At 39.3% G+C, this 14,373-nt stretch carries 14 protein-coding genes, 1 tRNA gene and 1 riboswitch; of the genes, 3 read left to right on the top strand and 12 right to left on the bottom strand.

The genetic code is table 11. From position 1 onward, the window contains the following. Positions 1–11: 11 nt before the first annotated feature. From J3U54_RS01270 to trpS, 9 genes are all read right to left on the bottom strand, one after another. Positions 12–257, bottom strand: coding sequence for a Veg family protein (locus J3U54_RS01270; RefSeq protein ID WP_103752268.1), 246 nt, complete (start codon positions 255–257; stop codon positions 12–14). Positions 258–342: 85 nt separating this feature from the next. Beyond that, positions 343–1,230, bottom strand: coding sequence for a 16S rRNA (adenine(1518)-N(6)/adenine(1519)-N(6))-dimethyltransferase RsmA (gene rsmA, locus J3U54_RS01275; RefSeq protein WP_267384641.1), 888 nt, complete (start codon positions 1,228–1,230; stop codon positions 343–345). Next, positions 1,223–1,795 carry a ribonuclease M5 gene (rnmV, locus tag J3U54_RS01280; RefSeq protein WP_267384642.1) on the bottom strand — a complete coding sequence of 191 codons (573 nt, stop codon included), beginning with the start codon at positions 1,793–1,795 and terminating at the stop codon, positions 1,223–1,225. The genes rsmA and rnmV overlap by 8 nt, the downstream gene beginning before the upstream one ends. Continuing rightward, positions 1,782–2,549, bottom strand: coding sequence for a TatD family hydrolase (locus tag J3U54_RS01285; protein ID WP_267384643.1), 768 nt, complete (start codon positions 2,547–2,549; stop codon positions 1,782–1,784). Before J3U54_RS01285 ends, rnmV begins: the two co-directional genes overlap by 14 nt. After that, on the bottom strand, positions 2,549–4,525 hold the full coding sequence (gene metG, locus J3U54_RS01290; protein WP_267384644.1) for a methionine--tRNA ligase: 1,977 nt from the start codon (positions 4,523–4,525) through the stop codon (positions 2,549–2,551). The genes J3U54_RS01285 and metG overlap by 1 nt, the downstream gene beginning before the upstream one ends. Positions 4,526–4,844: 319 nt before the next feature. Continuing rightward, a complete protein-coding gene (gene mgtA / locus J3U54_RS01295) occupies positions 4,845–7,538 on the bottom strand; it encodes a magnesium-translocating P-type ATPase (protein WP_416381966.1) in 2,694 nt (897 codons plus the stop codon). Positions 7,539–7,625: 87 nt separating this feature from the next. Further along, positions 7,626–7,790: riboswitch (M-box (ykoK) riboswitch) on the bottom strand. Positions 7,791–7,853: 63 nt separating this feature from the next. Further along, positions 7,854–8,399 (bottom strand): TPM domain-containing protein, encoded by a 546-nt coding sequence (locus J3U54_RS01300; RefSeq protein ID WP_267384645.1) that lies wholly within the window; start codon positions 8,397–8,399, stop codon positions 7,854–7,856. Between the two features lie 40 nt (positions 8,400–8,439). Then, positions 8,440–8,919 carry a deoxycytidylate deaminase gene (locus J3U54_RS01305; protein ID WP_103752263.1) on the bottom strand — a complete coding sequence of 160 codons (480 nt, stop codon included), beginning with the start codon at positions 8,917–8,919 and terminating at the stop codon, positions 8,440–8,442. Positions 8,920–8,923: 4 nt separating this feature from the next. After that, positions 8,924–9,943, bottom strand: a complete 1,020-nt coding sequence (trpS, locus tag J3U54_RS01310) for a tryptophan--tRNA ligase (protein WP_103752262.1) — start codon at positions 9,941–9,943, stop codon at positions 8,924–8,926. A 96-nt stretch (positions 9,944–10,039) separates the two neighbouring features. Here trpS and J3U54_RS01315 point away from each other — a divergent pair, with 96 nt between their 5' ends. Together J3U54_RS01315 and J3U54_RS01320 are read left to right on the top strand one after the other, a co-directional pair. Next, positions 10,040–10,645, top strand: a complete 606-nt coding sequence (locus tag J3U54_RS01315; RefSeq protein WP_220220175.1) for an SOS response-associated peptidase family protein — start codon at positions 10,040–10,042, stop codon at positions 10,643–10,645. Positions 10,646–10,743: 98 nt separating this feature from the next. Continuing rightward, positions 10,744–10,814: transfer RNA gene (locus J3U54_RS01320), tRNA-Gly, on the top strand. Between the two features lie 52 nt (positions 10,815–10,866). Here the strand turns inward: J3U54_RS01320 and J3U54_RS01325 are convergent. The 3 genes from J3U54_RS01325 to greA all read right to left on the bottom strand — a co-directional run bounded on the left by J3U54_RS01325 (position 10,867) and on the right by greA (position 13,615). Further along, positions 10,867–11,529, bottom strand: coding sequence for a CPBP family intramembrane glutamic endopeptidase (locus J3U54_RS01325; RefSeq protein WP_103752260.1), 663 nt, complete (start codon positions 11,527–11,529; stop codon positions 10,867–10,869). A 230-nt stretch (positions 11,530–11,759) separates the two neighbouring features. After that, positions 11,760–13,073 (bottom strand): nucleotidyltransferase, encoded by a 1,314-nt coding sequence (locus tag J3U54_RS01330; RefSeq protein WP_220234811.1) that lies wholly within the window; start codon positions 13,071–13,073, stop codon positions 11,760–11,762. A gap of 80 nt (positions 13,074–13,153) precedes the next feature. Next, positions 13,154–13,615: a transcription elongation factor GreA gene (gene greA, locus J3U54_RS01335; protein ID WP_103752258.1), complete on the bottom strand. Its 462-nt coding sequence runs from the start codon at positions 13,613–13,615 to the stop codon at positions 13,154–13,156. A gap of 212 nt (positions 13,616–13,827) precedes the next feature. On the opposite strand from greA, the gene J3U54_RS01340 reads away from it, so the two are divergent. Continuing rightward, entirely contained in the window at positions 13,828–14,256 is a 429-nt protein-coding gene (locus tag J3U54_RS01340) for an Hsp20/alpha crystallin family protein (RefSeq protein ID WP_103752257.1), read from the top strand. Positions 14,257–14,373 lie beyond the last annotated feature (117 nt).

Genomic DNA, 14,373 nt, shown 5'->3' on the forward strand with positions numbered 1-14,373 from the left:
CCTAACTTGATTTATTCAGCTGAATCATCAAATTTTAATGTAATATTTTTGGTTAACAAATCCGTGTAACTGTAAGAAACATGTTCAAAGTTATTTTGATCTTGGTCTAAATCGACTACAAAAACTGCTGGAAATGTTTCCTTTAATACACCGCGTCTCTTGGTAACCTTCTTACGTCCTGCTCTTGCAACAACAGTTAAAGAATCTCCTAAATGTGAATCTAATTTCTGCTTTATGGTAGTAATAGATGTTGGCACTGATAACAACTCCTTTAGGAGCTTATTTTACCACAATATTATTATTTTTTCAATTCTTTTTAAGAGCAGCCCAAGGTCGCTTTCATCAATCAGCAGCCGGGATTTCCTTTGCCAATTGAATAAATTGGGCAATTTGTAATTGTTCGGGCCTGATGCGCGGCTCTACTCCGATAGCGGCAATAATTCGGGCACGTTCGTCACCATCAGATACCAAATTTTTCAAGTTATTGTTTAAAGTTTTTCGTCTTTGAGCAAAACACATTTTTACTACCCAATTAAAGTGTTTAACATCGCCAACATCTGGCTTATCTGCTAAAGGCTTAAGCACTACAACGCAGGAATCAACCTTCGGACGTGGAATAAAGGAACTGCTTTTAACAGTTAAAGCATTCCGAACACTCATCTGCGTTTGAACAGCAATTGTTAGTGGTCCGTACTCCTTGCTATTAGGCTGAGCGCCAAGACGCTCGGCTACTTCCTGCTGCATCATTAAGGTTAAACTAGTGAAGTTTAAGTCTGATTGATTTAAAAAGAAAATAATTGGAGTTGTTATATAGTACGGTAAATTTGCGACTACTTTGATTGGTTTATTCATATCAAAAAAGCCACTTAGATCCTTAGCAAAATCCGCTTTCAAAATATCTTTTAATAACAGTTTGAAACGGTCCTGCAACAATGCACCATTAACTTTGGCTGGTAACTCATTATGCAAAATTTCAGGCAAGCTCTCGTCCACTTCATAAGCAAAAACTTTCGCGCCTGCTAACAATAATTGTTCCGTCAACGAACCAATGCCTGGTCCAATTTCAATTACTTGGTCATCAGGTTTTATTTCAGCCGCTTGAACAATGCCCTGAATAGCATCTAAATCAACCAGAAAGTTTTGACCAAGATTTTTCTTTGCATGGACGAAATAACGGTTAATAATCGCTTGAGTCCTGACAAACGAGCCAATTGGAATTTCGTTATTCATTTTTTGCCTCCTTAACTGCCTGCTCAAGCTCAGCAAGTGTCACACCAAAGGTATGCAGCCTTTTATAAAACTGCTTGGCATTGCCATAGCCAACCCGCAATTTTATGCCGACTTGCTCTCGTAATTTGCGAGAATCTACACCACTGGACAGCCCCAGCCTTTGGTAATCGCTTTTAGTTAAGTCACTTGGTAAAGCTTGGCTTTCATGTAAGTCCTGCAAGGCTTTCACGAGTGCTTGTTTTGAAGCATGCTCTACCCCCAATGAACTACCGCGACCATGCTTAGTCGGTTCTCCTTCTTTGCGCGTGATAAACGCCTGCTTGGCATTAGGGACAGCTTCTGTCACTAACCGCCGAATTCGTTCACCGTTGAGATCCGGGTCAGTTAGCACAATAATTTCACGCTTTTTAGCCAATTCCTTCAGTTCTGTTAAAACCGCCTTCGGAACATCTGAACCGTTGGTTTCAATTGTTTCGATCCCAGGAAAAAATTGGTTTAAGCGAATCGTATCATCTTTGCCCTCAACGACCACAACAGCATTAAATTGTTTTTTATTTAAGACCATAAACCCTCATTGTATTTGTGTACGTGGCTTCTGAAACTTCTTCTAACGAAATATTTTTAAGCTGCGCAATTGCTTTTGCTACATAGTAGACATTACCCGGCTCGTTTTGACGGCCACGGTAAGGCTTAGGCGTTAGAAATGGTGCATCGGTTTCTACTAGCAAACGGTCGAGCGGCGTATTTTTGGCCGCCTCATGAACCTCGGTTGCCTTGGTAAACGAAACAACACCCGAATATGAGAAACAAACATTTAAGTCTAAAAACTTTGCTAGCCACGATGAATCGCCGTTAAAGCTATGGAGAACTGCACCGTATTCCAGATTGCTATTTTTTAAAATATCATAGCAATCAGCAAACGCATCCCTTGTATGGATATCCACGGGCTTCTTCAATTCGTGGGCAACCTCAATCTGGCGGGCAAACACTTCACGCTGCTTTTGGCGCGGAGATTCATCCCAATAATAATCAAGGCCGATTTCTCCCATTGCAACAACACCAGGTATTTGCAGCTGCTCAATTAATTGGTCTTCAGCTTCTTGATTGTAATCCTTAGCTACATCGGGGCAGTACCCTACCATTGCATACACTTGGCTAAAGCGCTGACTGAGGTCAATCGCACGCTTATTAAAATCCGGATCTTGCCCAACGCAAATTAGTTTAGTTACACCTAACTTTTGCGCACGATCAAGGTAAAACTCTTCTTTTCCCCGAAAGGGCTCATCCTGTAAATGCGTATGGTTATCAATTAATTCCATTAAGCTAAATCTGCCCCAATTTCATGTTCATCGCCAACTAGTGCCAATTTGACTTGACCATTCTTTTCGCTTGAAAGCAGCATTCCTTGGCTCAGATGACCTAACATCTTGCGTGGCTTTAAATTAGTCACAGCCAAAACTTTTTTACCTAATAATTCACTTGCATTAGGGTAATATTTCCGAATACCGCTCAGAATTTGCCGCTCATCACCATTACCAAAATCCAATTGGAATTGCAGCAATTTGCTTGAACCTTGAACTGGCTCAACTGCTAAAATTTTACCAACTTGGATCTTAACTTTATCAAAATCATCAATCGTGATTTCTGGTCCTTGTTCTTTTTCACTCCGGCTTTGCTTTTTTGGCTTAGCCTTTGCCATTTCATCTTGAATATACTTAATTTCTTCTTCAGGCTTTAAGCGTGGATAAATTGGTTCTGGCTTTTCTGTAACTTGGACATTCCAGTCAAAATCGCCAAAGTGAAGCTTCTTTTGGTCCTCATTATTCCAGTCCAGACCAAGTTGCTTAAACATTTCTACTGGTGTTCTAGTCATAATTGGCGCAATTAATAACGCAATAATCCGCAAGCTTTCAGCCAGGTTGGTCATTACACGCGCTAAATCATCCTTTTTACCTTCTTTATTCAAGGCCCAAGGCATCGTTTCATCAATATATTTATTAGCGCGACTAACTAGTTGCCAGATATCTTCAATGGCTTGAGTGAAGTGAAGTGTATCCATTTTCTTCAGATAATCAGTGATTACATTGTTAGCAACTTTAATTAGATCTTGACCTAATTCATCTTGCTCTGATGCAATTGGGCCAACCTTGCCGTCTTGATACTGATTGATCATAGATACCGTTCTGTTTAATAAGTTGCCTAAATCATTAGCTAAATCATAGTTAACTCTCTCAACGAAATCTTCTGGAGTAAAAATACCATCTGCACCAAATGGCAATGCGCGCATTAAGTAGTAGCGCAAAGCGTCAACACCATAACGGTTAATGATTGATTCTGGGTAAACGGCATTGCCCTTAGACTTGGACATTTTACCGTCTTTCATCAATACCCAACCATGACCAATAATGTGCTTTGGTAGTGGCAATCCTAATGCCATCAACATAATTGGCCAGTAGATTGTATGGAAGCGAACAATCTCTTTACCTACAAGGTGAACATCAGCAGGCCAGTATTTCTTAAATAAAGAATCGTCATCAGAGCCATACCCTAATGCAGTAATATAGTTGGACAACGCGTCAATCCAAACATAAACCACGTGCTTAGGATCACTTGGCACAGGAATTCCCCAAGAAACAGTTGTCCGCGTGACGGAAAGATCTTCAAGGCCTGGTTTAATAAAGTTATTAACCATTTCCTTTTCACGTGAATGAGGCAAAATGAAATCAGGATGATCTTGATAATACTGGTAAAGTCTATCAGCGTACTTGCTCATCTTGAAGAAATATGATGGCTCTTTAACTAATTGCACTTCATGGCCTGATGGTGCCTTACCACCAATTACATTGCCGGTGTCATCTTTATAGACTTCGGCCAATTGCGATTCTGTAAAGTATTCTTCATCTTCAACTGAATACCAGCCAGTGTATTCACCAAGATAAATATCGCCTTGCTTTAAAAGCTGTTCAAAAATCTTTTGGACACCCTTAACGTGCTCTTCGTCAGTAGTGCGAATAAATTTGTCATATGAGATATCTAGGCTTTTCCATAACTTTTTGTATGTTTTAACCATCTTGTCGACAAACTCTTGGGGTTTAATACCTTGTTTTTCAGCTTTTTGTTCAATTTTTAAGCCGTGTTCATCGGTACCAGTTAAAAAGAAAGTATCGTAACCCTGACTACGCTTGTAGCGTGCCATTACATCAGCCGCAATTGTTGTGTATGCATTACCAATTGTTAGACGACCAGACGGATAGTAGATTGGGGTTGTAATATAAAAAGTTTTTTTATCAGCCATGTTCATTTTCTCCTTAAGATTCGTTTAATTTCATTATATTATACTACATCAATAAAAAAGAGAATTCCTTACGGAGTTCTCTTTTTTACTATTTCATAACGTAATTTGCTTAAAATAGCCTGCTTTTTTCCCTTTTGCTTAGTACTTAATCCTAACAAGCTCACTGCGCTTGGAAGACGCAGCTTTAAGAAATAACCTGAAAATTCTTTAATTAAAAAGTGCGTTTCTTTACCACTAAGACGTAGGACTGAATATTAAATCCCCTGTAACTAAAGGCTTTTTTCTACTTTTTAGCAGACTTTTTTAGGCAGGTATAGCCTTAGATTAAAAACTTTTCGTTTTTAAGGTAGAAGTGCTTAACAATCGTTGTTAACAGGATGTAAAGAACAAGAATTGCCAAAACTACCCAAATAAAGCTGACAGGCATTTTGCCAAAGCCCAATTTATTTGCAAGAAATGAAAACGGAATTAGTGTTCCAATGACGCCGGCGCCAAAAGTTGCTAGCGTTACGCCAGGTGCAGCATGTTGACCAATAAACGGCAAGCGTGGATCCCGCAATGCATGAATAACCATTTCTTGCGTCCACAATGATTCAATGAACCAACCAGTGTGGAACAATGCAATAAAGGCAGCTTGCTGTGCTGGATTAAGCGTTTGATAGCTGCCACCAACAAGGTGTGGACAAATCACAAAGAAGAGTAAGCCAAAAGTCAAAATATCAAATATTGATGATGTTGGCCCAAAATAAAACATAAATTTAGGCAATTTTTTCGTTGACCAACTACGCGGCTCACTTAAAAATTCATTTGACATGTCATCAAATGGTAACGACAAGCAGCTTGTACCGTAAAGCAAATCTAAAACTAGTAACTGTAATGGCAACATTGGCAAAAATGGCAAGAATGACGAAGCCACCATGATTGATAAAATATTACCGAAATTGGAAGATAAAGTTATCTTAATGTATTTCATCGTGTTGCCAAATACTTTGCGCCCGATTCTTACTCCGGTTTCCAGCACATTTAAGTCTTTATGCAGCAAAATAATATCAGCGGATTCCTTAGCGATATCCACCGCAGTATCCACAGAAATCGATACATCAGCGGCCTTCATTGCTGGCGCGTCATTGATACCGTCTCCCATATAACCGACGGTATGACCATTTTGCTTGAGCAAGTTAATAATATTGGTTTTATCTTCTGGCGATAACTTAACAAAGATATTGCATTCTTCTACCATCTTAGCTAATTCTTCTGGCTTTTTGCCTTCTAAATCAGCACCGGAATAAACCGTGTCGACATTGAGTCCAACTTGCAGACCCACAGTTCTTGTAACGGCTTCATTATCACCAGTTAAAATCTTAACGGTAATCCCATCCTTTTTAAGTCTAGCCAAAGCATCTTTAGCACTTTCCTTAGGTGGATCAAGGAATGCTAAGAAACCACAAAGGATTAAGTCGCTTTCATCTTTGACCGAGAATTCGCCTACTGGAGCAGGATTACGCTTGTAAGCAAGCATAATTACCCGTAAGCCGTCATCATTCATGTCATTGACTTTTGCCATTACTTTCTGCTTGCGTTCAGGTGTTAATGGCAAAATCTGTCCGTCAACCTCGATCTTAGTGGAAACAGCAATCATTTCCTCGGACGCACCTTTAGTCACAAGTAGGTGTTCGCCGTGCTCACGGTCAGAATTTTCCACAACAACGCTCATTCTTCTACGAGAGAAGTCAAATGGAATCTCATCAATTTTGTTATAATCACGCTGAATTTCATTGATATCAAGCTCATCACCAGCAGCTTCAATGATGGCCTTATCAATTAGATTTTTCATCCCCGTTTGGTAGTAAGAATTGAGGTAACCCAGTTCCAAAATAGTGGAATTTTCGTGTAAATTTAAGTCATAATGCCGCTCCAAAACAACTTTGTCCTGCGTCAAAGTTCCAGTTTTATCCGTACATAGGATATCAGCTGAACCGAAGTTTTGGATTGAATTCATCTTTTTGACGATTGTGCCCTTTTTTGACATTTCGATTGAACCCTTAACAAGGTTAGTTGTCACAATAACGGGCAGCATCTCTGGCGTTAAACCAACAGCGGTTGCAATTGAGAAAATCAGTGCGTTAACCCAATCGCCTTTAGTCAAACCGTTAATAATAAAAACAAGCGGAGCAATAATTGCCGTCATAATAATTAACAGCTTGGAGACATTTTTAATCCCAACATCAAAGGCAGTATTTTTAACATCGTGGTGTGAAATATCATGAGCAAGCTTACCAAACATGGTTCGTTCGCCCGTCGCAAACACGACACCCAAGCCTGAACCCGAAACAATTGTCGTCCCCTCATAAAGAATATTAGGGTAATCCAGGTAGTCACGGTCAGACCCAATCTTGGGCTTTTTAGTCGCAATTTTCTCAACCGGATTAGATTCACCGTTAAGAGAACTTGAAGAGCAAAAGAGGTCTTTGCTTGACAACAAGCGCATATCTGCTGGCACCATATCACCAGCAGCCAGACGAATGACGTCTCCTACTACCACTTCACTGGTATCAATTTCCTGGTCTTTACCGTCTCTGATAATGTCAGTTGTTACGGAAACCATCTTCAATAATGAATCAACCGCATTTGAAGACCTGACATTTTGAATAAAACTAGTAATCCCAGAAATGAATACCATTATTAGCATAATGGCAACAGTTGTTAAATCTTTTTCACCAGCAGGAACAAAGATGTAATCCGTAAATAGCGACAGGGTCGCTAAGACCAGCAGTACTAATGTAAACGGCGTAATAAATGCTTCCGCTAAGAAACGTAACTTAGAATTATGCTTATTGGACGCAATCGTATTTGCCCCATATTCCGCGCGATTTTTTTCTGCCTGCCTTGTGGATAAACCATTACTGCTAGCATGCAGTCTTGCTAAGGTCTCTGATCTGCCTTCATTAGCAATTGCTTTGACCAATGCTAGATCTTTGTTGCTGGTTGTCTCACTTGGTTTTCTCAGCATCATTCTCACTCTCCCTTTTTCCAAAAACGCAAACAAACTAAAAAGGGACCCACCTAAGCTGCCGCTGGTGACCCCCTTTTAAACAAGGTATCATTATACTCGTCGTTCAGTTTTAACACTACGCAACGTAAGCCTATAGCTAGCTATCTGGTTACCGCCTTATGTCGACGGAAACTATTTAACTCGTTGGCATCTCTGGATGTTTCCGGGCGATAGCATATGTTCACGTAGGAGTCTCACCTAACAGTTTATTTGTTTACTTATTTAATTTGCATTGTGAGTGTAATACAAAACTGCGCATTAAGTCAACCTTTTTACTTATTTTTTCAAATGCAGGTTATTTCTAAAGAAGTACATTAAGCCGCCAATTACTATAACTAGACAAAGCGCAATTGGTAAGGCAAGTCGACGAGGATGTGACAGTTGAGCCCGCTCTTCACTTGAAAGATCATATTTATCTAACGCGTACTGGTAGCGCTGATCGATCGTGGTCGCACAGGCACGAAAGACAAAGCGCAATCCACGGTTAAATTCTTTTTTGTTATTACTTCGCAATTGGTTAGACTGCGAGCGGATAATCGTTCCCCTAACGTCAGCCGTAAAAGCACCGTGCAAATCTTTACTTGAATAGATTTGCACATTACGTTTCTTATTGGCACTACCTACAACAATAAAAACTGTCCGCTTATATTTGTTTAACTTTTTGGGTGTTAAATGGTCAACCCGATTGACCGTTTTTACAATGATTACTGGTTGCTCGCTTGTTTGCAGGTAGCGATCATTTTTTTCCTTAATCAGCTTACTCGTTTTCTTTTCTAATAAATGCCCATTATCATGAACATATGGGTTATAAAAAGCAGTCATCGTGAAAAAAATGCCCAGTAAAGCTGTTAGCAAAGTCAGCTTAGTTCTCAGCTTCCTCCAATTTATGTGCCAATTGCTCCACATATTTACGGTCAATTTTAATTTGTTCATAAGGAACCCCACAATCTTTAAATAGTGCAATTGCCAGCGGACTATCATGGTAATCAAAATAATAATTGATTCGTTTAATACCCGCTTGAACAAGAGCCTTAGCACAATTATAGCAAGGAAAGTGTGTTACATAAATTTCTGTGTTATCAGTTGAAACACCATTGCGTGCACATTGAATCAGTGAATTCATCTCGGAATGAATCGTTCTTACGCAGTGCCCATCAACGAGCTGGTGACCAACATCATCGCAATGGGGCTCACCGGTAACCGAACCGTTATAACCCGTCCCGATAATCCGATTATCCTTGACCAAAACACTGCCAACAAGAGCACGGTCACAAGTTGAGCGCTGGGCAATTACCAGTGCCTGCATCATAAAATACTGCTTCCAAGGAATCCGGTTGTGCATTTTTTTACCTCTTAAAGTAATTCAAACCGATTGCATCACGAACTTCATCCAAAGTCTGATTGGCAACCTCATTAGCTTTTTTCGAGCCTTCAATCAGCATTTCGTAAACTTCATCCTGATTTTGCTCGTAGCGTGCGCGACGCTGACGAATTGGCTCCAACTCATTTTCTAAGACGGTATTTAAATAGCGCTTAATTTTAACGTCACCCAAGCCGCCTTTTTGGTATTCTTCCTTCAATTCTGCTACTTTATTCTTGTCAGGATCAAAAATATCAAGATAAGTAAATACAGTATTGCCTTCTACCTTACCTGGATCTTCGACATGAATATGATCAGGATCAGTATACATCGACATCACTTTTTTCTGAACTGTTGCAGCGTCATCCGATAAATAAATTGCATTACCCAAAGATTTCGACATTTTTGCATTGCCGTCCAGCCCTGGCAACCGACCCTGGCCTTTTTCTGGGAAGTAACCTTCCGGTTCAACCAAAACATTGCAGTGATATACCCGATTAAAGGTGCGGACAATTTCTCGTGCCTGTTCAAGCATTGGTTCTTGGTCGTCTCCCACCGGTACAAGTGTTGCTTTAAAAGCAGTTATATCGGCTGCTTGTGAAACTGGATAATTCAAAAATCCGACTGGAATTGAATCGTTAAAGCCTTTTTGCTTAATTTCGGCCTTAACTGTTGGGTTGCGTTCTAGGCGACTAACAGTCACTAAGTCCATATAATAAGCAGTAAGCTCGAATAAGGCGGAAATCTGAGACTGAACAAAAATAGTTGAAATTTCAGGATTAATCCCCACAGCCAGATAATCTAGGGCAACTTGGATTAGACTAGCCCGAATTTTTTCAGGATCACGAGCGTTATCAGTTAACGCCTGCGTATCGGCAATCATAATATACGGATGATACTCACCTGAATTTTGTAGCAGCACGCGGTTTTTCAACGAACCAATATAATGACCTACGTGCAACTTTCCCGTTGGGCGGTCACCTGTAAGGATAACTTTTTTATTCATTGTCTTTAACCTTTCCTAAAAATAAAACCTGCTTTAATGTGATAATTACAGTTAATTCTACCAAAAATTAAGCAATGATTAAATATGGAGGATAAAATGTGCAATCAATTTCAACTGCCAAGTTTGGCAGATACCAAAAAGTATTTAGTTAGTGACCTTCATTTACCTTTAGAAGAACCATCATTTGACTTTCCTGAAAACTGTAGCGTTTTTCCTAAAGGGATTGCGCCAGTGCTGCTTTATCAAGATAATCGTTTGGAGCTGGTTCCTAAAACCTGGGGTTATCCCAGTCCATTTGACCACAAAAAGGTTGTTTTTAACGCTCGCATTGAGCGCTTCTTCGAAAAAAAGCGGTCGATGTGGGATTCTTCCTTTGCTAAGTCAAGGTGCATCATCATTGCTAATCAGTTCTTCGAATCTGGGCGTAAAACTTACACTGCCACCAACAAACACCAGTATCACGAACGGTTTACCTTTCATAATCCAGATGAACCATTAACTTTAATCGCCGGGATTTATCAAAATGATTATTTTTCAATGGCAACTACTAAGCCAAATTCTGTTATGGCGCCGGTACATGACCGCATGCCGCTAATTATCGCACCTAGTGAACTGCGCCAGTGGCTTTTTCAGGACTTTTCTAGCTTAGTCGATCGCAAGCAAATAAGCTTAACTTCCGCCAAAGTACCCAACCGAAAGTAAATTTTGCTTACCCAACTACACTTAAAGCTAACTTCTTGCATTAGACCAAAAACAAAGCTTGGTTTTACCGCTAAAAAATGGTAAACTTATTCAGTAATGCGGGTATAGTTTAATGGTAGAACGTTAGCTTCCCAAGCTGAAGATGCGGGTTCGATTCACGCTATCCGCTTAAATTAAAAGGCAATGATTTAAACACCATTGCCTTTTTTGTTGTTCATAAATTAGGTCATAATTAGTAAAATAACGCCATTTAATGCTGCTAAATAGACCGGCATCCACATTGTTTGCGTATATAAGTACGACCAAGCAAAAATTGCCCCAAATAGTGCATTAACCACCAGCAAGGGGACAGAGCTTTGCCAGTTAAGCAGACTAAATAAGATACCAGAAGTAATAATTCCTAAAATGGCTGTTGCCACCGTATTACTACGGAAAGCATAATTAAATAAAAAGCCAGTTGTCAAAAATTCCTGCAAAATTGGCAAAACCAAGCCAACTGCTACCACTAGGAACCAATAGGTCGCGACAGATTCATGCTGCAAATAAGCAATTTGAAAGCCATAGAATTTAATTTTGCCATAAGACTGCAACCAGGCAGTACAAATTCGCAAGGCGGTCACAACTATCGTTAAGCTGATAATCAGACCGAAATTGCTAAGCCAGGAGCCAGAAAAACTTCGGTCAAAAAAGCGCTGTTCACGGTTAAACCGATAAATAAAAAATAGTAATATCATCAAAGAAATTGTTGCAAATAAAATCAGATCCCAGATATGGATTGGCGAATTTTTAGCAACTAACTTGATTACGCCAGCAACCATTAAATAACCAATAAAATAAACGATGTAGCGTATAAGGTTGCCCTCTCTTGATGCTGGTGTATTCACTAAAATTACCTCTATCCTATATGTACCTTACAAATTCCATATTATAGCAAAAAAAGCTAATTTTATGAAACGCCAGCTTAGATTTTTCAGTTTGCTTTTTATTGTTAGCATCTTGCACTCAAACCAAGCCTAAGTGCTTATTTTAAAAAGGATTTTTCTCGGCAATACTAAATAAGCGCAAATGCTTTTGGTAACAGTCAGTTAAGCGATACATGGCTACTTTATCACAATTATTCGTACGCGTTTCCGCCATTATGACCACCCACTAGGCTGCTACGTCTTATTGCCGTAGCGCCTTCCATTAGACTGGAGGCTTTAACCAAACTTTTAAAGCCATATTTTCGCCTTATTTGGTCAATCGTTTCATCAATTTTACGTTTCTTTATTTGGGTAGAAGGCTGCATAAAAAAGGTTAATTGCTGACAAGTATCCGGAATGAGCCTGCTGCAGCTGACTCCCAGTGCCCGAACTGTTTCACCACGCCAATTTTTGCGAAACAAAGCCAGTATTTCTTGTACGAGTAAATCATTGTCATTAGTCGGTGAAATTTTCCGCTGAACATTGAAGCCTGTTCGATCGCCTGTCGGTTTATACTGCGAAAAGCCAACATACAAGCTAACACATTGGGTTTGAAGCTTATGCGCACGAATTCTGGCAGCAACTTGCTCACCAATTTCACGCAAAACAATTTCGAGTTCACGCTGATTAGTATAATCCTTGGTTAAAATTTGCGAGTTACCATAATTTTTCATTTTTGGAAAAAACTTTTCGCTAATAATACTGCGATCAACACCCCAGCTCATTGCAAATAATTGTTCACCAATTACGCCAAATTCTTTCTTCAAAATCGCAGGATCGGTATGTGCTAATTCATACATATTATTGATATGCAAGCGCCGCAGATGATGCGCTGTTCTTTTGCCAATTCCCCAAACTTCTTCCATATCAGTAATTCGCCAAATTGTATCGGGAACATCAATATAATGCCAATAGTCAATCATTGAATGGCGGTGCTTAGCAGAAATATCCATTGCTAGTTTGGCAAGAAGCGGATTTTCACCAATTCCGCAAGTAGTATATAAGCCCAACTTATCCCTAATCTCACACTGAATTTTACGTGCGACTAAATAGGGATCATCCCCAAACAAATGCCAAGATTTGGTCATATCGATCATACTTTCATCAATTGAATACGCATGAATATCTTCATCCGCCGCATACTCACGAAATATATCCAGCACTTGCATGCTGCGCTTAATATATAAATTCATGTGCGGATCAACCAGCAATAAATCAGGTGCATCTTTTTTAGTGGGCAAATCACGCACACGCATCACGTTAGTTAAACCATACTTTGCTTTTGCTAAAGGAGAAGCCGCCATAATTAACCCTGAACCATACTTGCTATCAGGCTGATGGGACACCACTGCCAGCACAGCCTTCATGGGATTAAGTCCTAGTTCTAGCGCCTCACAGCTTGCAAAAAATGACTTATTATCAATCATAAACACTACGCGGTGGGGTTCATAACGATAATCATACATTTTTTCCACTCCTTGTTACAAACCTTTGTTCGTCTAAAGTTAATTATACAAACGCTAGTTCGATTAATCAAGTGCAAAATTTAGTCAATTGCCATAATAGTAACGTGATATTCTCCCGCAGGCGCCATTACGCTAACTGTCGTATTCACCTCTTTTTTCATTATTGCTTGCCCAAGAGGTGAATCAAACGCAACCTTTCCGTCGGCAATATCTGCTTCCATCCGGCCAACTACTTTATACTTCTCTGTTTCGTCATCATCATCAAATTTAAGTGTGACTGTCTTACCAAGGTCAACCTTCCCATCAGCGGTTTTATCAACAACATCAGCATATTTTAGTTGTTTTTCTAAGTACCGCACGCGGCTTTGTAAGTGACCCAGATCACGCTTGGCCTCAGTGTATTCAGTATTTTCCGACAAGTCACCCAGTGCCCGGGCCTCTTGCAAAATCTTAATTCTGCGCGGACGATCCTTTTTCAATTCAGCAATTTCGTTCTTAATTTTTTGGTAACCTTCCGGCGTCATTTTCTGATAATAAACCAATATTTTTACTCCTTTTGTTTGTTAGAAAAAATTTTTCCACAAGCTATTATTACTGCCACAACAGTTTTCAGCTTTTATTTTTAGCACTCGAAAATAAAGAGTGCTAAATGCTTTAATTTTAATTTTCTAGGTACTATAATAATAACTGTAATGAGGAAATAGCAAACACCCCATTACAAAACTTAATTAAATTTGAAAGGAAGCTTTTTACTATGGCAAATGATATGATGAATCGGCACAATGACTTATTTGATGCGATGAACGATTGGTTTGATCTTCCAAGAAAATTTTTTGACGATGGCGATATGGCCAAATTAATGCAATCAGACGTTGTTGAAAATGATAAAGAATACATTATCAAAGTAGACATGCCTGGAATGGATAAAAACGATATTAACTTAAACTACAATAACGGCATTTTGAGCGTATCAGGCTCTAGAAAATCATTCAAAGACCTATCTAATGATAAGAATAATAGTCTTATTCACCGTGAAAGAAGCGAAGGTCACATTTCTCGCAGCTTCAGATTACCAAATGTGGTTGCAAGTGAGATCCATGCAAAGTATGATAATGGTGTATTGACTATTACTTTACCAAAACAAAGTTCTGGTCAAAGTGATAATTCAATTCAAATTGATTAACTTATTTAATAAAGATTGCAAGAAGTTCAAGATAAGTTGCCAATACAAATAATTCTCTAAAACGAGTTCAGCTATTGAACCCGTTTTTCTTTTGGCTTAAAATATAAAGTAATTTAA

Origin of the sequence: Lactobacillus sp. B4007 (assembly GCF_026535895.1) — a bacterium.
Lineage (GTDB): Bacteria > Bacillota > Bacilli > Lactobacillales > Lactobacillaceae > Lactobacillus > Lactobacillus panisapium.

What these genes read in the sequence shown, in the direction of transcription:
- J3U54_RS01340 (WP_103752257.1), top strand. Translation starts at nt 13,828, where the DNA reads ATGGCAAATGATATGATGAATCGGCACAATGACTTATTTGATGCGATG.
- mgtA (WP_416381966.1), bottom strand. Translation starts at nt 7,538, where the DNA reads ATGATGCTGAGAAAACCAAGTGAGACAACCAGCAACAAAGATCTAGCA.
- J3U54_RS01305 (WP_103752263.1), bottom strand. Translation starts at nt 8,919, where the DNA reads ATGCACAACCGGATTCCTTGGAAGCAGTATTTTATGATGCAGGCACTG.
- J3U54_RS01330 (WP_220234811.1), bottom strand. Translation starts at nt 13,073, where the DNA reads ATGTATGATTATCGTTATGAACCCCACCGCGTAGTGTTTATGATTGAT.
- J3U54_RS01285 (WP_267384643.1), bottom strand. Translation starts at nt 2,549, where the DNA reads ATGGAATTAATTGATAACCATACGCATTTACAGGATGAGCCCTTTCGG.
- J3U54_RS01300 (WP_267384645.1), bottom strand. Translation starts at nt 8,399, where the DNA reads ATGACTGCTTTTTATAACCCATATGTTCATGATAATGGGCATTTATTA.
- metG (WP_267384644.1), bottom strand. Translation starts at nt 4,525, where the DNA reads ATGGCTGATAAAAAAACTTTTTATATTACAACCCCAATCTACTATCCG.
- trpS (WP_103752262.1), bottom strand. Translation starts at nt 9,943, where the DNA reads ATGAATAAAAAAGTTATCCTTACAGGTGACCGCCCAACGGGAAAGTTG.
- rsmA (WP_267384641.1), bottom strand. Translation starts at nt 1,230, where the DNA reads ATGAATAACGAAATTCCAATTGGCTCGTTTGTCAGGACTCAAGCGATT.
- rnmV (WP_267384642.1), bottom strand. Translation starts at nt 1,795, where the DNA reads ATGGTCTTAAATAAAAAACAATTTAATGCTGTTGTGGTCGTTGAGGGC.
- J3U54_RS01315 (WP_220220175.1), top strand. Translation starts at nt 10,040, where the DNA reads ATGTGCAATCAATTTCAACTGCCAAGTTTGGCAGATACCAAAAAGTAT.